We start from the raw sequence: 24,762 nt of genomic DNA on the forward strand, positions 1-24,762 counted from the left end.
TAATGAAAGCGGCGGTTTTTTTACAGCAGATTTGATTTAAAAGAACTGAGTGCTACTAGCTCTTGATTTTACAAACCTTAAAGCCCAAGCCTTTGACATGGGCTTCTTTGTCATACGGTGCTAAGACCGCACGCACATGCTTTTGCCCTTGCAAGTACTGCTTGGCGACACGCTGTAAGTCAGCAACCGTCACCGCTAAAATGGCGGCTCGCATTTTACGCTGCCAATCTGCACCGCGATGATGCAAATCAGCGAAACATGCTTTGATCGCCTCGCCCGCTGGAGAGCCTGGCTTATCCATACCTGAGATAATACCTAAGATGGCTTCTTCTAACTGCTCATCCGTTTGCGGCTCATTGAGTAACCATTCAATGCTGGCATCAAAATGGGCGAACGTCTCCGCGCACTGGGGATCACGGTAACTAAAGAACTTAAATGCGCACGCATTGGCATCGTAACCTGCACCGCCGCCATAAGCACCGCCGCGCTCACGAATGGCACTGTGTAAATAACCATTACGCAGGTAAGGCGCTAACACCATCAGTGCTGCGGTATCAGGATGGTCAGCCGCAGGCACGCTATAAGCACTGGCGTTATGATAAACGTTGGTCGGAACCAGCCATGCCAAGTCTTCAACATCGACCGCCGCACTTTTAAAATCAGCGTTACTTTCTACTATTTTTGCGGTATCCGCCCCAGTTAACGCTGAGTCTAATTGCAAATCCACAAACTCACTGGGAACGTTTGCATCAATACCCGCATTAGCATGGCTTAATTCTTCGGCAATCGCAGGGGCACGACTGTCTTTCCAGCTCTCAACGATTAAGTTGCTTAGACGCTCGGTTTGTTCCGCTTCACAAATAATAACGGCATGTTTAGGTAAGCTAATCAGACGTTGATGCAAATCCATCAAACCCGTTGCTAATTGATCCCACTGTGCATCATCCGTACTGGCGTACGTTAAGAAATCTTTTAGTGCGTTCAATGCAGGCAAACCACTGCGCACATACTCTAGCTGTGCTTGACGACTCATACCACGACTGGCCGTTTGCATCGCATACGAATGCCCAGAACCTGCAAGGTTTGATTGCCAACTGGCTTGACGCTGCTGCAAAATCTCTTTGATACGATCATGTTCACTAAAGACGCTATGCTCCATGACTTCTTTGAGCAAATCAATCGCTTCAGGCTTACGGTTCAGCGCGCGCGTGGCCACCACAAAGTAGCTGCTAATAGACTGGCTGTCATCAACATTGGTACGTTGACTGATACGTGCGGTCACCCCTGATGAATGCGCTGCTTGCTTGGCTTGCATTTCATGAGCACTGAGCGAATCTGTACCCAACTCGGATAGCAGACTGAGATAAATTGGCAATAATGGATGATTGATTACCTCATTGACTGGTAACTGGTCACTTTCATTTCCACCAATCGCGTCAGTCAACGGTACGATTACTTGATAGTAATAGATACCATTAGTACCTGCTTCATACTCAAACAAGGTACTGTCCTGTCCGCTTAGGCGCACGGATTTTTGTGAGCCCTGCTTAAAGCTGATGTCCGTCGGTACATCTTCTAGACCTACTTTTGGCAATAAACTTAAATCATCTGGTGCCGCTTGTCGTGCCGCCAAATCAAGCGCCTGCTTATGAAGAATGTCTTTGTCATGAGCAGTCAAGTCCATGGCAATAGTATCTAAACGTGTCTGCTCAGCGGCAGCCAAACGAGCAGTTTTTTCACTGTCCGGTGTCAAGGTGACACGTACGCGATGAGTGTTGTCAAGCAAGTGGGTCTTGATTAAATTGGGCAGCCATTGCGCATCGACGACTTGTTCGCGCAGCCATTGCAAATGCTCATCGACTTCCCAAACATCGATAGGATTGCCATCATGAATGGCCGTACTAAAGCCCTCTAACATTAAGTTCAAACCATAAGGCACGCTATCACCGCCGATATGACGTTGATCAATCTCTATTTGATGCAAGATGGTTTCGATGGTTTCATCATCGACTGGTGAACTTGCAACGTCAGTAAGCAAATCAATAATGCCTTGCTCAACTGCCTCAGCGTGCTCAGGGTTTGAACCACGTAGGCCTGTATAAAAGACCATTTCATAATGACTGTCATCCAGTCCAAGCAGCGGGCTTGGCGCTTTACCCAGCGGATGGCTGTCCAAATAAGCCCGCAGCGGCGAGCCCGCATGCTCAATCAATACGCCTTCGAGCAAACGCAGTGCCAAACGCTGCTTTGGATCGGTAATAGAAGGCAGCAACCAAGCCACCACATGATGAGTTTGGTCTGGACCCGCTTCGTCAGCGGTATAAGTGTCAGTTGCGCTAATTGGCGCAGACAGACGCTGCTCTGGGCGCGACACGTGTTTTTTGCCTGCTTCAAACTGAATTAAGGCATCTTCGTGTATTTTCGCCTGCGTTTGGGCAACTGGAATATTACCAAAGCTCATAATCACGCTGTTTGACGGATGGTAATGGCTTTGATGAAATGCAACCAATTCAGAATGCGTTAGGTCAGGGATTTCCGCAGGATCACCGCCAGAATTATAATGATAGGTGGTCGTTGGGAATAAATGATGAGCAACAGCATGATACAGCTGATCAATCTCCCCACTCATTGCGCCCTTCATCTCATTAAAGACAATTCCTTTAAACTGCGGCTTGTCGTCATTGTCCAGCTCTACACGGATGCCTTCTTGGGCAAAATCAAGCGGATGAATATTGGGGAAAAACGATGCATCAAGATACACCGCAAGCAAGTTAAAATAATCGTTTTTGTTTTGCGTTGCATAAGGATACGCCGTCCAATCCGCTGCGGTCATCGCATTCATAAAGGTGTTGAGTGAGCGCTTAATCATCGAAAAGAACGGATCACGGACGGGAAATTTCTCAGAACCACATAAGGCCACGTGCTCTAAAATATGTGCTTCGCCTTTTGAATCCATAGGTTGGGTACGAAAGCCCACCAAAAAGGCATTTTCATCACTCGGGTGCGCCAAATGATAATGCATCGCTCCCGTTTTGACATGCTGACTGATCAACACATCCATCGAGAGCGCATCAATATGGCGATGCTCAATCAGCTCGAATGCTGGATGCAGGGTTAAGTCAGCAGTAAATAGCGTGTCAGTCATAGTGTTCCTTATAAAGCGTCTTTAACCCAGTAAATGTAAGCATATCGTTTAAAAAAATTGCACAGTTTACGTGGGTAAAAATCAGTAATGAATAAAAATAGTGGCTATAAAATGAGTCATTGATACCAATCAATGTAAAAGATCTTTTGGGTAATACTCGTCTTTAAGAGCTGCGTATGTAATGGCACTGTTCAATCAAAGAATAGGAATTTGCCTAACGATATTAGATGGGGCTACGCGCTTGATAAGTCAAGGCACGCCTTAAAAGATACGCTAAAAAGGCGGATGCTTGAACTAGCCTCGGCTTTATACTAAACATACTGTCAGGCTAGAGCAACCTTATGATAGATTCATTTTAAAACCGAGACAAAGCTACTGCAATAAAGGTTTCGTCACCTTTGTTTAACAGCACGCAAGCAGAATTTATATCCGTAGCGCAGAAATATTAATGTATCAATTTTATATCGAACTGACTGTATTTGCCCTTTTCATTTATGGCAGTGTGTTTATGCCACTTAACAGCGGTCAATAGTAGTGCTATAGTGAAAATCATCTGTCACAAGGAAAGGAGCCGCTCATGAGTTACCAACACATTTTATTGGTTACCGACTTAATGTCCGATGCTGATTTGGTCGCCCAAAAAGCCAAACGTATCGTTGAAAACCGTCCTAATGCCAAATTATCGGTATTACATATTGTGAAAGACACCATGGTTGGCTTCGGCTATGAGCTGGTGCCAGCGTCAAGTTTATACGATCAAATAGATGACGAGCGTTGCCAAGAGGCGCGTGCCAAGTTAGCGCAGTTTTTGGAGCGCAATGACTTACATGCGGTCAATTCTGAAGTGACCACCGCCATCTCTAACAGTGAAGGTATTGTAAACTATTGTCACAAACACGATGTTGATCTATTAGTCATCGGTCGTCATGAACGCCATGGCATTGCCGCTTGGTTAAGCGGCGCGACAGCAGACAACATCTTGCCCAATGTGCCTTGTGATAGTTTGGTGGTTAGACTAGATAAACCCGTCAACAAGTAGCTTAATAAAAGCTGCGTAGTGACTGATGGTAAGTACGCTTTGATGAAACGTCCTATAGACATGACTATGGGACGTTTTTTATTAAGTATTTTAACATTTATGATTTTGTCAAAATGTCAAAAAAGGTCTGCCAGATAAGGTTTTGATGTCGTGCTTTGTGCCAGACTAGCCACCATGTCCGCGACAAATCGATACCTGCGACGTTCACTTCTACCAAGGTTCCAGCCGCTAATTCCGTCTCAATAACGTGTTGCGATAGACAACCAAGACCGATGTCCGCACTGACCATGTGCTTGATTGCTTCTGATTGCTGAATGGCTCTAACTATCTGCGTGTTGGACAAATGCTTTAGCAGCTGCTCGTCGATAATTTGACGAGTACCGGATCCCGCTTCACGCACCAACAGCGGCATTTGGGCCAATTGTTCGATACTTAGCTCGTAGCAACAATTAGCGTGATTATATGCTTTCATCTCTGTCAACCAGTGGCTATCGCGCTTGGCAAAAACCTTTAAGCTATCAGTGCGCCACGCTCGCTGCTCAATGGCTTTCATGTCTGTCGGGCGCGGCATTCCTTCTACTAAAGCAATATCAATGTTTAATTGCTCGACCTCACTGACCACTTCTTGTGTGTTAGCGATGTAGAGATCGGCATTCGCATCAGGTAGCGCTTCATATAGCTTAGCCAGCAATGGCGGCAGTACATAATTACCAATCGTGGTACTGGCGCCAATACGGATTTGTCCAGCTTGATGCTTATGGTACTGCTCCAATGTCAGCGCCTGCCCTAAGATCGCTTGCGCCTGTACGTAGATAGGATAAGCATTGGGATGTTGATTGAGCCTACGTCCGACCCGCTCAAATAGTGGCATCTGTAGTCGTGATTCCAACTCAGTTAGGGCGCTGCTGACTGCTGATTGCGACAAATGCAGCTCTTCACTGGCACGACTGGTACTGCCCGTCTGATAAATACTGACAAACACAGACAACTGCTTGAGGGTAATTTTCGGTAACGTCTGCATCGCTTTTTTCATGATCTTTATACTTCCATACGTTATTTCAATCTCGCACTTTGCCACACCTATTATTTAGTCTCATCTTTATATAGCTGATACTTAATAAAATGGATACACAACATCATAATGTATGACTAGATGTAGACAAATCAATGTAGCCAAATCACCGCGTAGTCGATATCTTGATATGTAGACTAACCTAAAAAACCGATAGTTTATATCTTATTAATCTGTTTTTATTGTAAATAGATTCGTCTTATACTGTCCAATCATAAGCTTATGCTTATTTGGATTAGAAAGAGGACAATCAGTCATGCAAGTTTTAGCTCAATCAGTTACCAGTTATTTGCCAAATAACCGTCATTTGACAGGGTTAATGGTGGTGCTTATCGGCAGCTTGTTTTGTCTTTGGCTCGATATGAGTATAGATAATTGGAGCGGTGGGCGTATTGTTGGTTTGTCTTCTTTGACATTGGCTATTTTGCTTGGCATGTTACTTGGCAATACGGTCTACCCTAGTTTTGCAGATCGCTTACAGGTAGGCGTAACATTTGCTAAAGGCCAGATACTGCGTCTTGCAATTATGTTTTACGGCTTTAAGCTGACATTAACACAAGTATCTAGCGTGGGTATGCCTGCAATTATGACCGATGCCCTCGTACTGACGTCGACGTTTTTACTTACCTATTGGCTGGGTACAAGGTGGCTTAAGGTTGATAAGCAAACGACATTATTAATTGGTTCAGGCGCGAGTATTTGCGGAGCAGCAGCAGTGATTGCCGCAGAGCCAGTCGTCAAGGCGGACGCCCATAAAGTGACTATCGCCGTGGCAACGGTGGTTGTCTTTGGTACTATCGCCATGTTGCTCTACCCGTTTTTATATCATCTGGGCTGGTTGCAACCTTGGCTAAATGCTGAGCAATATGGGATTTATACTGGCTCGACGATTCATGAAGTGGCGCAAGTGGTGGTGGCTGGTAATGCGATTAGTACTGACATTGGCGATACAGCGGTAGTCACCAAGATGATACGGGTGATGATGCTAGCACCATTTTTATTGGTGCTGTCTTTTGTTTTAACCACAGGCAATGGCGATAAAGATGACAAACCTTCCATCATGAACCGTATTCAACAAGTCAACATACCGTGGTTCGCCTTTGTATTCATTATTATCGTACTGCTACACACTTGGGTGCCTATGTCTCAAGGCTTTGAGCGCAGCATGGTTATGCTTGATGACGTTTTACTCACGATGGCCATGTTTGCGCTTGGTCTCACTACTCATTTAAGCGCCATCAAACAAGCCGGCGTCAAACCCCTCATGCTAGGCGCAATTATGTTTGTATGGCTTATCGTTGGTGGGGGTATGATCAATATCGGGATTGGTTTAATCTAATAAATTGGATAGTTGGACATTCGTCACTTTGCTTTAAAACAAAAAAATGCCTACATACTATAGCGATAGTACGTAGGCATTCTTACATCTGTAGTTTGTTCTAAAAACAACGATATTAGTTTTTAGAACAAACCGCTCACATCAAATTACAGACGAAAAAAAACGAACCCTTAGGCTCGTTTTTAAACATCTATTTATCTAGCTGTCTATAAAAGACAAATTAGATAGCAACGATGTTATGTGCTTGTGGGCCTTTTTGGCCTTGAGTTACAGTGAACTCAACTTCTTGGCCTTCAGCCAAAGTTTTGAAACCTGAACCAGTGATTTCGCTGTAATGAGCAAAAACGTCTGCGCCAGTTTCTGGAGCGATAAAACCAAAGCCTTTAGCTTCGTTGAACCACTTAACTGTACCTTTTTGAGTATCTGACATATTGATAATCCTACTTTTAAATTTATTAATGGCCTAGTGACCGGTAACGCTTGCAAATAGCTACTGAACGATAAATATTAAAACGAAGGATTATAACTAATACTACGAGGTAATGATTTGGTGCAGAACTGCTCTTAAGCTTGAACGTATTATAAGGGGAACATTTCAGCATCGCAAGTCTTATCTCACATTTCGTGTAACAGAAGACCATTTTTTCACTATTTTTGCTGCTGATTGCAGCAATTTTAAGCATTTGGCAAACGGAATAAATACACTGCTACCCCGCTACATACAAAGGCTACCAACCATGCTATCCATATCATATCGTTAGGCAAACGATAAAATAACATGGCTGTTGATATATTCATCATTATTGTTGCGAGCCATTTGGCATATAAAGGTACAGCATGGTTGTGCTCCCAATCACGTACAAATTTTCCGAAATACTTATGATTGATGAGCCAAAAATGAAAGCGCCGTGAGCTACGCGCCCAGCACGCAGCCGCTAACAATATAAAAGGAGCGGTTGGCATGACTGGCAGTACAGCACCGATAATTCCCAAAACGAAGAATACCCAACCCAATATCACGAACATCCAGCGCACCGCTGGGCTTTTGGATTGATTGGTCTTCGGTCGATAATAGAAAGCTTTTTTACTTGTACTCATAGAATTGGTGTCGTTGGCAATGTGGCATAGAGATTAGGCATTTATAAACCTTTATAGAGGAACGCTGCCTATATAGGTGCATAAGCATGCAATATTGATCAAATCGGCACAAGACGAATTTTGCAGTTTTGTGTTCACTATTCGCAGTGAACTACTACGCTACTTTAGTGCTCGATAATTGAGCAAAATAATATCAAAAATTTTGTCAAATATTAGTAGGATAATTTTAGTAATTGGCGCATAATCCGCTTTCAAACAAACTATTGTTCTAGTCAATGGTTAATGTGTTAAAGATTGTATTATCAGGTAACTCTTTACTTTTATCACTTGTCACCTTTTCTGTCTTAAGCATTTTATTCATAACACCTGTTGCTGTTTCTTTTTTACTTTCTTCTACTTTCTCTATTGTTATAAGGACATTCATGGCCACATTGTTCAGTCTTTCGTCAGTCAAAATGTTGACATTACCTTTAGCAATTGCTGCTGTCACTGTATTTAGTGGTTGTGCGACAACTACAAGTCCAGAAGCACGCTCAGCGTACGATAAGACACAGCAAAACCTAAAATCTCAACCCGTTAGTGTCATTAGTGATAGCTGTATCGTTCGAATTGAAGTTGGCAAAAACGATATTATGTATCAACAGTCTGATTTGACATCACTTGCAATGGCGCAAACGGTTAAAACTCGTTTGATGAATGAGGGCGTTAAAGTCGGTAATACATCATCACCATTTATCTGTGGCGGTTTAAGCAAAGTAGCATTGGCTAAGTTAGACATCAGAATGGTCGATAAGGCCAAAGATGTACCGAACACCGCTTATCCGGTGCTCGGTTCAACCAACACGCTTGATTCAATGACTAACCAAGCCTACCTGAATTTATTTACTGCGCTAAACACTCATAAAGCAGATGCATTCCAAGCTAAAGGCGCTCATGTTGCTTTAGGTTTAGATGACAATAGTTTGAAAACCATTCGCCAAACAGAAGGTGTAAACAAATCGTTTGTCTCTACGGTAGCAGGTTCTAAGCCTTCATTTGGCGCGGCAATGACCGTTGGCGCAGCGACCGTCATCGCGTCTGGCGGCGCTTATGCTTCTCAGATGAAAGAAGGACAGTCTTATGCTATCTATTTGGTTAACTTAGAAACCAATCAAATAGAGTGGGCAAAATCAGGTGTGGTAGAAGGAAATGTTTTTAAGATGCCAGTAAGCACAAGCCTTGAAACTAAGAAAATGTTTGATCCTCTATATACCAACTAAATTTTCAGTTTGCTATAAGTAACACTGTGAATTAAAACCCGCTCATAATTGGATTATGGGCGGGTTTTTACTTTAGTAATATAAAAAATTGATAATACGGACAATAGAAAGTAGTCACTACTAACCTATCCAAAACCTTGCATCACGTCTCATAAGTCGTTTATGATGACGCAGTACCAATCAAAGATCATGCAACATCACTCAAACTTGTCGGGGTGCTTTGCTTTTGACTTTTAAGACCGTCAAAACCATTGCTGAGACTTACCCGTGAACCTGAAGCAGTTAGCACTGACGTAGGAAACAAGCGTGACACTTTCATAAGTCTCTATATGATGCACTGATATTAGTGTGTCTGATATTGCCTCTCCCATATCGAGACTTTGCCTTTCTTGTTTTGCCTAAAGTTTATCAGTCTGATTGTTTCCCACCTAAACAGGAAACAACAATGCAGCCGACTACCACCCTTACCCTTACTCTCGAATGGTTTTTAAACCCCGATCACCTGCCCTTTATCGCTGGTGTGACCACGGGCGCGTACGAGCAAGCAGGACTTGATATCACCATTATCGAGCCTGATGACCATTATGACGGCTTTGCCGAATTACAGAACCAAACGATTGATTTGCACGTCAATGAGCCCATTCATTTGTTTGAGCATTACGCGCCCAATCTTCGCGCGCTTGGCTGCTTTTTTGAAACTGATGGCGGCATCTTGATGCAACGCGCCAGCATGGATAAGCTAAAAAACAATCAGCCTATCCGTATTTGCACGCCCGCTGCTGAGGAAAAAACCAATCGCATTGGCTTTGAGATTTTAGCCCGCTACGCAAAGAAAAACGGCTTTAGCGTTAGCCGCGACAATGTCACCTTTGTGCAAAAAGACTTTTATCACATAAAGAACTTGCAACAAGACCCAAGCCTTGATGGCGCATGGTTGTGCTTCTATAACTTTGAAGGCGTTGAAGCAACTTCTGAGGGCTTGGACTTTGAGTTTATCGATCAGCACCTCTCACCCTACCCCAACTTTTCGGCGTTAGAAATTCTCACGACCGATGAGATTTATAGCGCGAAAAAAGACGCGATAGATACCTTTATCCAAGTCACCAACCAGATGACTGAGCTGTGTAAAAACGATCCAGACGCCGCTTACCGCATGTATTATGACTACAGTAAAACCGAAGCCGATGCCTTTATGGATGCCATTATCGGCAATACGCTTGGCAGATTGATCACGCCTATTAAGCCTGATGTAAATAAGTGGCAAGACCTGCGCGAGATGCTGGCAGAGATTGATATTGTGGCGCTGACTGATGAGCAGTATCAGTCGCTTTGGGCGTTGTAAAAACTGTTATTTTGAGCATTAAAAAACCGCTACAGTATTGGCTATAGCGGTTTTTATTTTTGACAATCGTTGCTCGATACTACTTTCTTATCAAGCCAATCTCGCGCGCTTCTTTTAGCCAGCTTGGGAACTCTTCTAGCATGTTTTCATACAAAGCTTCTTCGCTAATGTCATTCAAATCGTCGAGTTCAAAAAAGTCGCAATTATCAATCACGCGCCCTGTCATGTCGTCTAATTTCTTTAGGATGCCATAACCGCGACCACCCAGTCCGACAAACTGCCAAAATATTGGCAATTTTGCCGCTTCTGTCATGACTCTGGTGATGCCTCGATTGTCACTCACTCCGCCATCACTGATAAACAAAATATAAACGGGCACATCTAGGCCGTCCTTTTGATAAAACTCAGTCACGGCTTTCATGACTTCTGCTTCATTGTTGATGCGCGGGCCAAGTGCCCATTTGCGCCAGCCACCATAAGCGTTATCAATAAAGCCCTCATAGTTGCTCAACCCAATCTCACCCAAATATTGCGGGTCACGGGCAAACGCCCAGCAGTCTAGCGCTTGATCATCATCAAAGCTCACGGCTAGTGGCAATAAACGATTAACCACTTCTTGTACACGACCTTGTTTATATTGTCTGTTCATTGAACCTGAGGCATCGAGCACAAGCGCCACTTTTGCGGTTAATTGCTGCAATTGGCGTTTTTCAAGCGAGATGGTGGCTTTTTTGGCAAGGTTAACCAGTTTAGGCGCTTTCTCTAGCATCACCTTTTCTAACGGGACTTTTGAAGTATTTATCTTGGCTAATGGCGCAGGTTGTGAAGAAACGGTATCACTGTCCTCCGCTACATCACCGCCAAAGTGCTGCACGATTGCGGCAAGTCCACCATTAAACCCTTGCGCGACATTCGCTAAGCGCCAAACACCGCCCTTACGATAAATCTGCATGAGCATACTGGCTTGCTGCTGAGCAAAGTCGGCTGCTTGATAATCCGCCTGTGCTTTTTGCGACTGCTGCCAAATGCCAATATCTAGCGATTGAATTTGGTTGAGCGGCGTATCGGCTGATAAGACAAAAAACAAACTGTCAACGTTGGGAGGTAGTTTGGATAAGTTGATTTCAAACTCAGCCTGTATTCCTTTGCTAGCCGTCGGCTGCGACTCGTAATGAGTAAGCTTAATCTGTCCACATGGGGAAGTTGGCTGATTATAAAACACCATATAATCATCATTGATCAGCTTGCCCGCTGCGTCTAATGCAAAGCAGCTGATGTCCATCTCTATCGGGCTTTGGCGAGTGAATTTGAGCGTGATGGGGGCAGTGTCATCAATGCCGAAGTTGGCTAATGGCGCGCGTTGTCCGACGGTGAGATGGTTCATGGTGTTCCTTACAGTAGAGTGGGATTCCTTTAGAGATAATAGACTAATTACTAGCAATAAAAAACTGCCATCGTGTTTGCTGTGACAGTTTTTTCGAGTGGAATCAAACTAATATAAAACTGCCAATGCCTATCTCTATCGGACTTTAGCGAGTAAATCAAAGCTTGCCCTACTCTGTCAACGCGGCTTTTTACAATACCATTGCAATCCACGATATTTATCCAACAATGTTGAGTAATTAATAGAGCGATTTTTGTTAAACAATGCTAAATTAGAGCCAAATGGCATTAACACATTAAAACTATGAGCAAATTACTCCGCAAACACTTAGAAGACCGTGAAATAAAAAAAGGCTCAGGGCAAGTCTCTGCCTTTATCGCGGTATCTTTGGGCATACTTTCCACGCTTGCTGCTTTGTGTTTTTTATTCCCCAACCTACTCACCACGCCAGATTTTAGACCGCTATATAATCAACATATTTTACGAGGCCTGTTGTTTGCAGGTATGGTCATTGGTTTTGTGTCGGGTTTTGTTAGCCTGCTACGCAATCCGTCTAAGCGCTGGGGAATGGCGGGCATATTACTCAATGCCTTTGCAGCGCTGCTCGCATCAGGACAGATCGAGCCCAATTACTATGACCGTAGTATATATGCAGGTTTGGACTATTTTATTTTAACGCTGTTAATTTCCGCGCTGGTGTTTATTCCTATGGAGCGGTTTTATGCCAAATATAAAGAACAAAAACTGTTGCGATCTGGCTGGGTAACCGATATTAAATACTTCATGTTTAGCCATTTGGGTATTCAGTTACTGAGTTTTTTTACCATCATTCCTGCACAGATTTTATTTAATCAATGGCTCAATCCCTCATGGCATCAGATGGTCAGTGGTCAGCCTTTAGTACTGCAATTTATAGAGATTTTGATCATAGTGGATTTTTTTAGTTATTGGATTCATCGCAGTATGCACAAAGTCCCGTCTCTGTGGCGCATCCATGCCGTGCATCATTCTTCGCATCACATGGACTGGCTGGCGGCGAGTCGGGTGCATGTATTTGAGCTGATTGTGAATCGTTTTGTCGGCTATATTCCGTTATTATTTATGGGTTTCTCTCCAGCGGCCACCTATGCTTATTTGGTGTTTATTTCTTTTCACGCTATTTTTATTCATGCCAATGTGCGTTTCCGTTTTCCGTATTTTCGCTGGGTGCTGGCAACGCCAGAGTTTCATCATTGGCATCATTCGTCAGAAAAAGAAGCATGGGACAAAAACTTTGCCGCCTTTTTACCCATTTATGATGTGATATTTAAAACCGCTCATCTGCCAGACCATTTACCCAAAAAATACGGTACGACAGCCAATACAAAAATACCAGAAGGCTTTGTGGCGCAGTTGGTATATCCGCTGCAACACAAACAACGTAAGAAAAATTAATTGAATAATTCAGAAGAGCGTTGGGCTTTATACCTCAATGCCAATTTAGCTTATTCTTTATCCATGTTGCACTAATTTAATTACTATCCTGATTTAAATATAGGGTAGCCCTTCCCGCTGTCTGCTTGTAGTTGGCAGGCTGTGGTGCACAGCGCCTAAGCATAGTGGCGTTCCTGTTCTCTCGATACTACCTCTAGGCAAAGCGCTGTATGCGCCACACTTCACCAAGCTACCGCGTCAATCAGGGCTAAACCGCACCCACGGCATGGTTTCGCTTGATTATCAATAACTGCTTAAAGTATAGAGATAAAAAAACCGCTACAGCATGATGCAGTAACGGTTTATTTGCCCTAGGCAAGACAAGAATTTACTCTCATATACTAAGGGTGAGTTGTAAATTGATTATGAATGCTTCTTTATAAATATGCAAACTTCTAAAGTGAAAGTTGAGTATCGTAGGTTGGCATGGAGCTTGTAAAACCCAATGGCTAAGTAAGGCTGATTAATTATAGAACAATATGAAATCATCGTTTATCAGCTTCCCTGTACTATCTAAAATAAAGCAGCTGATTTCTATCTCTCTATCGGACTTTAACGAGTAAACTTTAAAGTTATCGGCAAAGCGCCATCGATATTAAGTTGGCTTAAAGGCAGATACTGTCCAATAGTTAAATGGTATGTCCTAAATAAAAAATCAAGAGTATTTTGATCTGCAATATAATATCCAGTTATAAATAGCTTTAGATAGCAGACTAGAGAAATATATTATGTCGTTTCTTTCTTTTTCTTGGATTGAATGTTTTATCGATAATATTAGATTTATACCGTCACTTGGAAAATAGTACTTAAAAATATAATTTCTTAATCCATAATAAGCGTGTAGAATATTCTTCATATAATTATTCAGTAGCTCGTCATCAAATGGATACATTGAAGGTGTAAACTTCTCTAGTATGAAGTTGTTAACATCTCCAATATTTCCAATATTATGTGGCAATACGTATAGAGGGTCATCAATCGAATTTAATATATATTGGAAATCACAGTATCCATTGATAAGGTCAACTAAATATTTATCATTACTTGAATTACTAGCATCTACCCTATCAATAATACTATTTTCAAAATTTATTTTTATCTCACGAATTTTTTCAACGGTATATTTATTCAGATCTTGATCAACTATCTTATGGTCATTAGCACATAATAATATTAAATTATTGTATGTATTATCGGGAATACTATTATCAATAGATCTTGGAGCTTCTAAATTATTGGAATACGCTACATTATGTGCCATCTCTCCAATATGTACAAACCCAGAGTCATCCGAAATAGGTATGAACACTGAATTACCACAAATATTACAGCGACCAGCTGATAGACTATATAATAACTTATAGTCTTTTTCTTTAACATATCTAGATTTAGACACAAAATACCTCAACAGTAATAAAATTTTAGACAAAGAAAAACTTGAAATATTAGGAAAATTTAATTTTTAAGTTTTATTTTTAAATGAGGAACTACTCACAGTAAATTTTTTCAATTATGAATCTACAGATCATCTTAAGATATAGCCCTCCTTAAATAAAAAGAGTACAACGATGATTACGTAACCCTAAGATAAATTTTACTTGCTGGCTGTGCCTGCGCAGACAGAGGCGGCGCAAAATTTATCTTATGATTACTGTACTGTACTGTATTTATTTTGCTATATTAGTTTTATAGTGGATCTGCTATACGATATGATTTTTGAAAGATTTTAGTTTTGTAACTTCTCAATCAACTTATTTGGTTTTACGTCGGTATAGTCTGGTAATTTAGGCTTAAGCTTATCTAAAAGATAATTATGTGAGAGCTCGTGTTCATCCAGAATTGAGAACCAATCGCGTATATACGTTTTTATCTTTTCATCTTTATTAATTAACCCTTTTTCTTGGTGTATTTCAGCAGACTTGAGTTTACTTTTTATTGACGTATCTTCTTTTGATATTTTCCTACCTATTAGAATTAGCTCAAATTTCATTTTATCACTGCTAAAGGAAGGATGCTTACTTATAATTTCTGCGTAATCTTCTACTTGCCTTAAATGCTTTTTGTTTAATGAAATGCTTGGTCTTTTAATTTCGATTATTAAACATTTATATATCTGATTATTACTCTCATCGTAGCTCATATTTTTACTTGCTAAGAAAAAATCTACTTGTCTTTTAGCACCTGAAATTTCGATATCTTCATCAATTTCACTAACCTCTATTTCGTCAATACCTTTTACCTGATTTCTAAGATTTTTACTTAATTTATTAAAATCATCTTCTTCTGCTCCAATGAGAGAATACTGCTCGCCGAATAACCAACTATTCTTCTCAATGATCGTTTGTAGGTCAGGAGTCTCTAAAACTTTATGATACTTATGTTCCATAAGATCTCTTATCATCTTGACAGTACTAAGCCTTTTAGTTACTTCCTCAACTGTACTTATAATATTTTCTAAACTAGAATCTTTAATAATTTTAGACAATCTATCTAAACTGTCTGTTTCCAAATCTAAAACACCTTCTAAAACGTCTACTAAAGAGTCATTTTCATTAGAAGTCATTATCTTATCTAACAACCTTATCAAGATTTTATTAGGTTTTTCTTTCAGATTATTGAATAAGGAAGGGTCATTTAAATAGAGCTCTTTGACAACTATTTTTATATTATTATTGCGCCATGAATCATACTCTTTATCAATACCTTTAGGTTTTAGAAAGAACCCTTTTTCTTCATAGCTTTCTATAACTTCATCAGCTTTACTTTGTAAAAACTCCAAATACATATCTTCTTGTTTATCTAATATTTCAGACTTTAATTGCCCCCAATCAAGCAGTTCAGAGTTCATTGTTATTAAATCTAAATCATTGTCATCGAAGACATCCGACTTTATTATCGTACTTAGATAAAAATTGGGTTTTTTATTAAAACCACTAAGCTCTCTTGATTTAACATTATTCTTACTAGTAATGTAATAATCATAAGACTTCTCAGAAGAGGGCTTTTTATACCAACGATAAAATTGCGTATAGAAGCTTAAGCCATCAATTTTAAAAGTATATGATAATGTATCGGCTTGTGGAATCTCAATATTTGTTCCATTAAAAGAAATCTCTACATTTTTTTTATAGCTAAATACCATCCAAATTCTATAGATAAAAACCTAAAAATATCATCCTCTGAAGGAAGACTTTCTTGTCCATCAAAGCCTATAAGTCTCACTACTGTTCCAGAATTAATATTCTGAAGCAGTTCCATTTCATTTTCTTCAAGCTCAATTGTATCGAAATCTTCAAGTACCGTACTATCAATAGTAGTTTTATATATTCTTTTACTGTTCTTAGTATCCCATTCAGCTTTGTGAGATATTTTATGAAAACTAAACCTTCCTACCCCATCTTTACCATGAGTATGTATAGAATTTTTCTTTTCAGAATCATCATATTTATTGAAACCACAACTTTCGCTATAAAAATCAATACCATTACCATCATCGAAAATTAAAACCTCTTCTATTCCTTCTAATTCATTCCTTTCAATAGTTACCTCAACTTTAGTTGCCCCTGCATCAAACCCATTCCAAATTAATTCATACAGAGACTCGATAGGTTTAGAATTTTTAAACTTCTTCTTTATAGATGGAGTCGTTACTTTTACTGAACTTTTAAGTGTTTTAGTAGCCATATTACTTCCTTAAAGGACTTATTCTATATCTGAAATAGTTGTATGTGTTTAGAAAAACAAATATGGTCTAAATATAATTATGCGTACAGGCCTCAATCGGTTAGAGCCCATGATAATCTTTGCAGAGAACTGCTATAAAGTCCTATAAATAGTAGCATCCAAATATTGAGTCATAGCTTATAACTGTAAAAAACTGGTTAGTAATAAAATACGCCCCAAAAAAATGGCGACGTATTGAACAATATCTATTCTTGCGCGAGGGCTAAGTCATTAAAGAACCCTATCCCGTGCATCGCATATTTGCCCTTTATTAAAGGACTCAGATGCTGAGGCTATACTCTTTAAGCCTTTACTTTTCTTACAAAGCTTTCAACTGTTCCATCTGCGCTGTCATCACCGTCAACTGCCCTTCTAGCTCAGCCAGCTTCGCTTTTTAAGCATCGACCACTTCTACATTTGCTTTACTGACAAAGCTTTCATTGCCCAGCTTACGCGCGATGCCGTCGGCTTACTACGTTTCAATTAATAATACACAAATTTTCAGTTATGTCATATAAATATAACTGTTATCCGATGAAGATATAATAAAAACCTACCCCAACAACCATACTACCGCCACCCACGTAAACAATAGCATACCAATATTGGCGTGGAAAAAGGTTGGAATCACACTGTCTTTAATATGGTCATGCTGTCCATCAGCATTTAGACCACCAGTAGCGCCAAGTGTGATCGTAGACGCTGGTGAACCTGCATCGCCTAACGCTGCCGCTGCACCAAGCATCGCTAGTGCCGCCAGTGGTGAGAACCCAAGCGCAAACGCAAGTGGAATATAAATAGGCGCTAAAATAGGCACAGACGCAAACGAATCGCCAAACCCAATGGTAATAAACAAGCCAACGACCAGCATGACTGCTGCGCCAAACAGCTTATTGTCACCAAAGAACTGAGTCGCAGAGGCCACAAGTGGGTCGATGTCGCCAGTAGCGGTCAACAATGCGCCAAAGCTGGAGGCAATGGTAATAATAACGGCGATTTCTGCCATTAAACGCACGCCCTGCGTAAACACGTCATCTTGCGCTTGCCAGCGGTAAATACCCGAAAACCCAAGAATCATAAAACCGATCATCGCGCCAATAAATAGCGAATCAAAATAAATTTGGAACAATAGCACCGTAACCACTGCCAGCGCTGTAAACAGCAGCGGCTGTAAACCAATCTTGATTTTTTCGTCAGTAGCGATCATGTCAGCATTTTCTGTTTCTGCTTTCGTCACTTTTATATAATCACGCGGTTTACAATACGTGATGAATACCGCAAACAGCATGCCAGCGAGTAGTCCCATGACGGGAAAGAACATCGCTTTTGGTGCCATACTGGCAGTCGCTGCATACCCAGATGCTGCGCCAACGCTATTGAAATTCTCTAACAAGATTTCATTCAGATAAATCGCGCCAAACCCAAACGGTAGCAGCAGATAAGACGCACTAATACCACAAGCCAGAATACAAGCAACGGCACGGCGATCGAGTCGTAAGCGGTTCATTAGACCAAGTAGCGGCGGTATCAGCACAGGAATGAACGCGATGTGTACAGGTATTAAGTTTTGTGAGAGCAGTGAGGCCACAATAAACAGCGCAAACAGTATCCATTTGACCTGCTGTCGTACATGAGCGCCTTCACGGTTAAGACTACTCGCCATCTTTTGTGCGACCCAATCCAGAATGCCGCTTCTCGCCAGTGCAACGGCAAACGCGCCAACCATGATGTAGGTCATCCCGACTTGTGCGCCGCTCAGCAAGTTATCATTTAACACTTGTAAAATGTCTGGCATTGTCATTCTTGCGTGTAGACCACCAAGCAAAGCCGCCGATACTAAGGAGACGGCCACAGGGATTTTAATCAGACAAAACACAACCATCAGCGTAATGGCAAGCACCACAGCATTAATTGGGATTGCAAGCATCCATAACAGACCATAAATAACAGCCAAACCAGTTAAGACAGGCAACACACGGCTAAGAAAAAAGGTATCTTGACGATAGGCAGATAACATAGTGTTCCTTAAAACGTTATTTCAAATAGAGGGGCTTGATTTAGCGAGCTTAAAAATCTAAGAAGTTATGAGCGATAGATATATTGCCATACAGACAATAAAAAACGCTATCACAATTGTGACAGCGTTTTTTATTACTATAGATACTTACGCTTGATTACAACGCTTTCAACTGCTCCATCTGCGCGGTCATCGCGGCGATCTGCCCTTTTAACTCAGCCAATTTCGCTTTTTCAGCATCGACGACTTCGACTGGTGCTTTACTCACAAAGCCTTCATTACCAAGCTTACGGGCGATACCTTCAGCTTGCTTTTGTAGCTTTTCGTATGACTTGTCCAAGCGTGCCAGCTCAGCCGTTGGATCAATCAGACCTTTCATCGGTACAAGGACACGTAGCTGACCGACCATACTTGATGATGACAATGGCACCTCATCGCCTTCTTTGACGATCTCTAAGCTCTCAACTTTGGCAAGCGCTTTGAATTGGTTTTTAATGCGTGACAGGCGCGCTTCTTCTTCGCTAGAGACGTTTTGTAGGAGCACTGGCAGACGTACCGCGTTACCCAGTTTCATCTCACCGCGTATATTACGGACGCTCGCGATTAGCTCTTGTAGCCACGCCATATCCGCCTCAGTTTGTTCACTGATTTGGCTGTCATCGGTCTGTGGATAGCTCGCGATCACGATGCTGTCGGTGTTTTTACGACCGAGTAGCGGCGCGATGGTTTGCCAGATTTGCTCAGTCAGATACGGCATGATTGGATGCGTGAAGCGTAGCGCGGTCTCTAGCACATGCAGTAGCACATAGCGGATTTGCGCTTTGCGCTCGTCCGATACCGAGTCATCATTGAGGCTGGCTTTGGCAAGCTCTACGTACCAATCACAGTACTCATTCCAAATAAATTCATAAATATCTTGGCTGACCATATCGAGACGATACTGGGCAAAATGCTGATGAATGTCTTTGATGCTAGAGTTCAGACGGCTCATGATCCATTTTTCTGGTAGCTCCCAAACGTCAGGGTTCGCCGTTTGGTCAATTGGCTTAGCGTTGCTATCGCCATCAACACAGTTCATAAGTACAAAGCGGCTGGCGTTCCAGATTTTATTACAGAAGTTACGATAGCCTTCAACGCGTTTTAGATCAAAGTTGATATCACGACCGGTACTGGCAAGCGATGTGAAGGTAAAGCGTAGCGCGTCGGTGCCGTAAGCGGGAATGCCTTCTGGGAACTCTTTACGCGTTTGCTTTTCGATTTTGGCCGCGTCTTTTGGATTCATCATATTGCTGGTGCGTTTTTCGACCAAGGCTTCTAGCTCGATACCGTCGATCAAATCAATCGGATCTAAAACGTTACCTTTTGACTTCGACATTTTCTGACCATTACCATCACGCACCAAACCGTGAACATACACGGTCTTGAACGGTACTTGCGGCGTGCCATCTTCGTTTTTGACAAAGTGCATGGTCATCATGATCATGCGCGCCACCCAAAAGAAGATAATGTCAAAACCGGTGACCAGTACGCTGGTTGGGTGAAAGGTTTCTAGCACGCGCGGATCAGCGTTGACATCTGCCCAGTCAAGCGTACTAAAGGTCCATAAACCCGAGCTAAACCATGTATCGAGTACGTCATCATCTTGGCGCAACTGCACATCGTCGCTTAGATTGTACTTGCTGCGCACCTCGCTTTCGTCACGCGCCACATAGATTTCACCTGTCGCGTCATCATACCATGCAGGGATGCGATGACCCCACCAGAGCTGACGGCTGATACACCAATCTTGTAGATCGGTCATCCACGCCATGTACATATTTTTGTATTGAGCAGGGACGAATTCGATGCTGCCATCTTCTACTGCATCGATTGCAGGCTTGGCAAGCTCTTTGACAGCCACGTACCACTGATCGGTCAACCATGGCTCAACGATTGTATCGCCACGCTCAGCACGCGGGGCTTTGAGGGCGTAATCCTCTACTTCTTCTAACCAGCCTTGCTCGCCTGCTTGCTCAACAAGGAATTTACGCGCGGCAAAGCGCTCAAGTCCTGCATACTCGCTCGGCGTGGTTTCTAACTCTGGCTCACGGGTTTGTAAGTCAGGATAGACTTCCATCGCTGGTAAAATATTGGCACGCTCATCCAAAATATTGATGAGTGGTAAGTTATGACGACGACCCAATTCATAGTCGTTAAAGTCATGCGCTGGCGTAATCTTAACGCAGCCCGTACCGAAGTCTTTTTCGACATAATCATCAGCCACGATAGGGACAATGCGGTTTGTGATCGGTAAAGTAATGGTTTTGCCGACCAAATGCGCGTAACGCTCATCACTAGGATTCACAGCGACCGCAGTATCACCGAGCAAGGTTTCAGGGCGCGTAGTGGCAACGACTAAGTAATTTTTGCCATCTTGCGTGGTAACGTCTTTATCCGTGAAATGATAGCGAAAATGCCATAAGCTGCCTTTTTCGTCATGGTTTACCACTTCTAAATCAGACAGTGCGGTTTGGAATTTTGGATCCCAATTCACCAAACGCTTACCACGATAAATCAAACCATCGTCAAATAAACGAACGAACACTTCTTTTACCGCGTTGGATAACCCATCATCCATGGTAAAGCGCTCACGCGACCAATCAACTGAGCTACCCAAACGGCGAATCTGACTGGTGATGTTACCGCCCGATTCTTCTTTCCATTCCCACACTTTATCGACGAAGTCTTCACGCGTCATATCGCGGCGCTTAAGACCTTGCGCCTCCAAACGACGCTCAACGACCATTTGCGTGGCAATACCCGCATGATCCGTACCTGGTTGCCAAAGTGTATTGTCACCATCCATGCGGTGATAACGCGTGAGCGCATCCATAATCGCATTGTTAAAGCCATGACCCATGTGCAGCGAGCCGGTGACGTTCGGTGGTGGCAAGGCAATAGAAAACGACTCGTCTTTATCAAAGCTTGGTTTAAAATAATCGCTTTCTTCCCAGCCTTGGTACATGCCCGCTTCGACTTCCGCAGAATTATAGGCATTTTCTAATTGATTTAGCGCAGCTTGAATGGACTGGGTGAGATTGGTCTTTGCGTTGATGTCGGTATCAGGATTGCTCATAGTAAAAAGGTCTTTTATTGATAATGAATGTGGTCAAATAACGGATTTGAAAATCAGGAAAAATAATTAGTACTGTGATTTTAACGCAGATAACCAGATTTTGTTAGATATTAAGGCAATTTATCAGCTTGAAAAAGCGGTATGAGTGGCTCAATAGAAGATTAATCACACCACTCCGCTAAATGTTCAACAGAACATACCAGCACCGTACGATAAAATATGGGTAACAGCTTTGTTTTAAAAAGTATTAAAGAACCTTAAAAATACCATCTGACCAACAGCGAGCTGACCGTGTCCCAAGATACCGAGCATAAAGATAACTCTCAGGCCGACAATAACGCCAATCAAAGCTTCAATGATGGTGCAACCAATCACACCCATAACGCTGGCATAAAACTCCAAGCTATACATGACGAATCGGACAATAAATCCATCGACGTTACTGAGCATTTAGAAGACGAAGACTTCTCAGAAGAGATTAGCGAAGAAGACAAAGCAACCATCAAAAAAGTTGCCAACGATGACAACGTAAGTCAAGCAAAAAGCTACGCCAGCATTTTGGTCGAGCAAGCAATGGATGCTAAAGAAACCTTTGAGCGTTTGCTGGGATCGCTATTTACCAGTGCTTTTACCGCAGGACTGGAGATTGGTATCAGTTTTTTTATGATTTTAGCGGCTTTTGCACTTCTCAGTGGCCTGATGCCCAGTCACTATGCGATTGTACTCGCCTCGCTGCTTTATCCGATCGGTTTCATTATCGTGGTCATTGGTCAATCACTTCTATTTACTGAGCAAACGTCCCTATTGAGCCTGCCTGTACTCAATGGGATCGAACCCTTTAGCAAACTGTTGCGCCTTTGGAGTATCGTCATCGCGGGCAATATCGTCGGTGGCTGTTTGTTCGCCGCCTTAATGGTGGGTTTGGGTTTAAACATGCAACTGTTTAGCGTGAGCGATATCGACACGTATGCCGAACACATCTTGGGCTTTAAGTGGTGGGTGATATTTGGTAGCGCCATACTGGCAGGCTGGATGATGGGCGTCACCGCATGGCTTGTGACTTCAGCACGCGACACGCTAAGCCGTATTGTCTTAGTGACCATCATTACTGGTAGTATCGGTTTTTTGGGTTTGCATCACAGTATCGTGGGCAATATCGAGGTGTTTTCTGCCTTGTTATATGGCAATAACGTTAGTGTATGGCGATATTTGGTGTTTTTAGCCGTAGTATTGCTAGGAAATACGGTAGGTGGCGTGGTATTCGTCGCAGTACTCAAAAACCGTACTTTCTTATTTGAAGTCAGAAAAGTAAAAGAACAAACCGCCGCCGCAAGAGCGAGCACCAGAGATCGTCGATCATAGTTTCTGATAAATAGTGTATTAAGTTGAAACCAAACGCATATAAGTGCAAAAACATATAAGCACTTGTCTTCCATAACACGTTTAAACGCTTTAAACGTGTTATGGATAAGAGACTTAAGCGATACCCACTAATTTCTGCTAACTCGCCTATTTTTAAAGCCTACGTGCAGCCAAAATCCCACTCTCTACTTCAGACTTCTTAAGTTTATGGTACTTCGCACTGAATACCCTTACTAAAATACCGGCGGTTAAGAACATGATCAGCGTGTAAATGGCAGGCATCAATGACATTTTATAATTGGCCAATAACGTCAGTGCCATAAATATCGATAAGGTGCTGTTTTGTAAGCCGACTTCTAGCGTCACAGAGGCTCTTTGTGCCAAGTTCAGTCCAAACCATTTACTCGTGTAATAACCAAGCGCCATGGTGGAGACATTCAATAATAAAGACACCGGTCCCGTGGCAAGGAATGCCTCAACGATGATGTCTCTTTGCACATAACTCAAAAATGCCACCAAAAATGCCAGAAATATAACGCCAAATCTAGACACATATTTCTGTGAGTTATCCGCGACCCTAGGTGCAAAACGTTTGATCAACATGCCCACACTGATAGGTATGATCGTCAGCAAGACCAAGGTAAGCACGGTCTTTAATACAGGCAACTGAAACTCGCTGCCCGCCCCCATAAAATGAATCAGTGAAAAACTCAGAACGACAGGAATACTAAACACAGTAATGACGCTCGCAATCGCCGTCATAGTAACCGATAGCGCCACATCACCTTTGGCAAGATAGGTAAATAAGTTTGAGGTTGTGCCGCCTGGACACAGTACCAACAACATGACGCCGACAGCATATTCAGGCTCTAGCGGCATGATATTTGCCAATGCAAAACCAATGATAGGAAGCAATAATAGCTGATTGGTCAAGCCGATACCGACAGCTTTTGGATATTTTAAAACGCGTTTAAAATCATTTGTAACGAGGGTCAGACCCATGCCCATCATGATTAAAAACAGGCAAATAGGAATGATAACTGAATTTACTAACGTGACTATCTCAAGACTTTCCATAACTACATCCTTGTAGATAAGACCCACTCTTGGGTCGGTTTATGATCATGCCGTGATGCGCAATCAGCCAATCCTGCTGATCGTTTGGATAAAAGCCATCAACGTCATCCATGTATTCGTACGATGCTTTTCTCAAAAGGTGTTTTTACAGCACACTCTTACAACGTTTGCATAGAACGGATTTACCCATCCCATAACAATGAGAGAACGACAAAAGTCAGTATATCGTTGTAAAAGTCTTTGTATTTGCTTATTCAACTACTGATCAGTCAAATAATGAGATTTGTCATCTTGAGGGAATAAAAAGAGCGGATGAA

At 42.2% G+C, this 24,762-nt stretch carries 18 protein-coding genes; 6 read left to right on the plus strand and 12 right to left on the minus strand.

Annotation, left to right across the window (positions count from 1 at the left end; translation table 11 throughout):
• Nucleotides 1–55 precede the first annotated feature (55 nt).
• Nucleotides 56–3,145, minus strand: a complete 3,090-nt coding sequence (locus tag ACT3TH_RS04410; RefSeq protein ID WP_444754639.1) for an insulinase family protein — start codon at nucleotides 3,143–3,145, stop codon at nucleotides 56–58.
• Nucleotides 3,146–3,722: 577 nt separating this feature from the next.
• Here ACT3TH_RS04410 and ACT3TH_RS04415 point away from each other — a divergent pair.
• Nucleotides 3,723–4,184, plus strand: a complete 462-nt coding sequence (locus tag ACT3TH_RS04415) for a universal stress protein (protein WP_444754640.1) — start codon at nucleotides 3,723–3,725, stop codon at nucleotides 4,182–4,184.
• A 97-nt stretch (nucleotides 4,185–4,281) separates the two neighbouring features.
• Here ACT3TH_RS04415 and ACT3TH_RS04420 read toward each other — a convergent pair whose 3' ends face one another.
• Nucleotides 4,282–5,217 (minus strand): LysR substrate-binding domain-containing protein, encoded by a 936-nt coding sequence (locus ACT3TH_RS04420; RefSeq protein ID WP_444754641.1) that lies wholly within the window; start codon nucleotides 5,215–5,217, stop codon nucleotides 4,282–4,284.
• A gap of 295 nt (nucleotides 5,218–5,512) precedes the next feature.
• Here ACT3TH_RS04420 and ACT3TH_RS04425 point away from each other — a divergent pair, with 295 nt between their 5' ends.
• Complete coding sequence (locus tag ACT3TH_RS04425) at nucleotides 5,513–6,595, plus strand: YeiH family protein (protein WP_444754642.1); 1,083 nt, start codon at nucleotides 5,513–5,515, stop codon at nucleotides 6,593–6,595.
• Between the two features lie 220 nt (nucleotides 6,596–6,815).
• On the opposite strand, the gene ACT3TH_RS04430 is transcribed toward ACT3TH_RS04425, so the two are convergent.
• The 3 genes from ACT3TH_RS04430 to ACT3TH_RS04440 form a co-directional block, all read right to left on the minus strand.
• Entirely contained in the window at nucleotides 6,816–7,025 is a 210-nt protein-coding gene (locus ACT3TH_RS04430; protein WP_010201661.1) for a cold-shock protein, read from the minus strand.
• Nucleotides 7,026–7,270: 245 nt separating this feature from the next.
• Nucleotides 7,271–7,693: a YbaN family protein gene (locus ACT3TH_RS04435; RefSeq protein ID WP_444754643.1), complete on the minus strand. Its 423-nt coding sequence runs from the start codon at nucleotides 7,691–7,693 to the stop codon at nucleotides 7,271–7,273.
• A gap of 268 nt (nucleotides 7,694–7,961) precedes the next feature.
• Nucleotides 7,962–8,123 carry a hypothetical protein gene (locus ACT3TH_RS04440; RefSeq protein WP_444754644.1) on the minus strand — a complete coding sequence of 54 codons (162 nt, stop codon included), beginning with the start codon at nucleotides 8,121–8,123 and terminating at the stop codon, nucleotides 7,962–7,964.
• Between ACT3TH_RS04440 and ACT3TH_RS04445 the strand changes: the two genes are divergently transcribed.
• Nucleotides 8,116–8,952, plus strand: coding sequence for a hypothetical protein (locus ACT3TH_RS04445; RefSeq protein ID WP_444754645.1), 837 nt, complete (start codon nucleotides 8,116–8,118; stop codon nucleotides 8,950–8,952). The genes ACT3TH_RS04440 and ACT3TH_RS04445 overlap by 8 nt on opposite strands.
• 445 nt (nucleotides 8,953–9,397) lie before the next feature.
• On the plus strand, nucleotides 9,398–10,294 hold the full coding sequence (locus ACT3TH_RS04450; protein ID WP_444754646.1) for an ABC transporter substrate-binding protein: 897 nt from the start codon (nucleotides 9,398–9,400) through the stop codon (nucleotides 10,292–10,294).
• 79 nt (nucleotides 10,295–10,373) lie between these two features.
• On the opposite strand, the gene ACT3TH_RS04455 is transcribed toward ACT3TH_RS04450, so the two are convergent.
• Entirely contained in the window at nucleotides 10,374–11,678 is a 1,305-nt protein-coding gene (locus ACT3TH_RS04455; RefSeq protein ID WP_444754647.1) for a VWA domain-containing protein, read from the minus strand.
• A 303-nt stretch (nucleotides 11,679–11,981) separates the two neighbouring features.
• Here ACT3TH_RS04455 and ACT3TH_RS04460 point away from each other — a divergent pair, with 303 nt between their 5' ends.
• Nucleotides 11,982–13,112 (plus strand): sterol desaturase family protein, encoded by a 1,131-nt coding sequence (locus ACT3TH_RS04460; protein WP_444754648.1) that lies wholly within the window; start codon nucleotides 11,982–11,984, stop codon nucleotides 13,110–13,112.
• A gap of 694 nt (nucleotides 13,113–13,806) precedes the next feature.
• On the opposite strand, the gene ACT3TH_RS04465 is transcribed toward ACT3TH_RS04460, so the two are convergent.
• From ACT3TH_RS04465 to ACT3TH_RS04485, 5 genes are all read right to left on the minus strand, one after another.
• Nucleotides 13,807–14,547, minus strand: coding sequence for a hypothetical protein (locus tag ACT3TH_RS04465; RefSeq protein WP_444754649.1), 741 nt, complete (start codon nucleotides 14,545–14,547; stop codon nucleotides 13,807–13,809).
• A 330-nt stretch (nucleotides 14,548–14,877) separates the two neighbouring features.
• The gene (locus ACT3TH_RS04470; RefSeq protein ID WP_444754650.1) at nucleotides 14,878–16,293 is read right to left on the minus strand and encodes a hypothetical protein; all 1,416 of its coding nucleotides are present in this window, start codon (nucleotides 16,291–16,293) and stop codon (nucleotides 14,878–14,880) included.
• On the minus strand, nucleotides 16,266–16,835 hold the full coding sequence (locus ACT3TH_RS04475; protein WP_444754651.1) for an ATP-binding protein: 570 nt from the start codon (nucleotides 16,833–16,835) through the stop codon (nucleotides 16,266–16,268). The genes ACT3TH_RS04470 and ACT3TH_RS04475 overlap by 28 nt, the downstream gene beginning before the upstream one ends.
• A gap of 592 nt (nucleotides 16,836–17,427) precedes the next feature.
• Complete coding sequence (locus ACT3TH_RS04480) at nucleotides 17,428–18,891, minus strand: Na+/H+ antiporter NhaC family protein (protein ID WP_444754652.1); 1,464 nt, start codon at nucleotides 18,889–18,891, stop codon at nucleotides 17,428–17,430.
• 157 nt (nucleotides 18,892–19,048) lie between these two features.
• Complete coding sequence (locus ACT3TH_RS04485; protein WP_444754653.1) at nucleotides 19,049–22,006, minus strand: valine--tRNA ligase; 2,958 nt, start codon at nucleotides 22,004–22,006, stop codon at nucleotides 19,049–19,051.
• A gap of 291 nt (nucleotides 22,007–22,297) precedes the next feature.
• Between ACT3TH_RS04485 and ACT3TH_RS04490 the strand changes: the two genes are divergently transcribed.
• Nucleotides 22,298–23,368, plus strand: a complete 1,071-nt coding sequence (locus ACT3TH_RS04490) for a formate/nitrite transporter family protein (RefSeq protein WP_444754654.1) — start codon at nucleotides 22,298–22,300, stop codon at nucleotides 23,366–23,368.
• Nucleotides 23,369–23,521: 153 nt separating this feature from the next.
• Here the strand turns inward: ACT3TH_RS04490 and ACT3TH_RS04495 are convergent, their stop codons facing one another.
• On the minus strand, nucleotides 23,522–24,445 hold the full coding sequence (locus tag ACT3TH_RS04495; RefSeq protein ID WP_444754655.1) for a bile acid:sodium symporter family protein: 924 nt from the start codon (nucleotides 24,443–24,445) through the stop codon (nucleotides 23,522–23,524).
• Nucleotides 24,446–24,762: the final 317 nt, after the last annotated feature.

This window comes from Psychrobacter sp. AOP22-C1-C5, from assembly GCF_052378885.1.
Taxonomy (GTDB): domain Bacteria; phylum Pseudomonadota; class Gammaproteobacteria; order Pseudomonadales; family Moraxellaceae; genus Psychrobacter.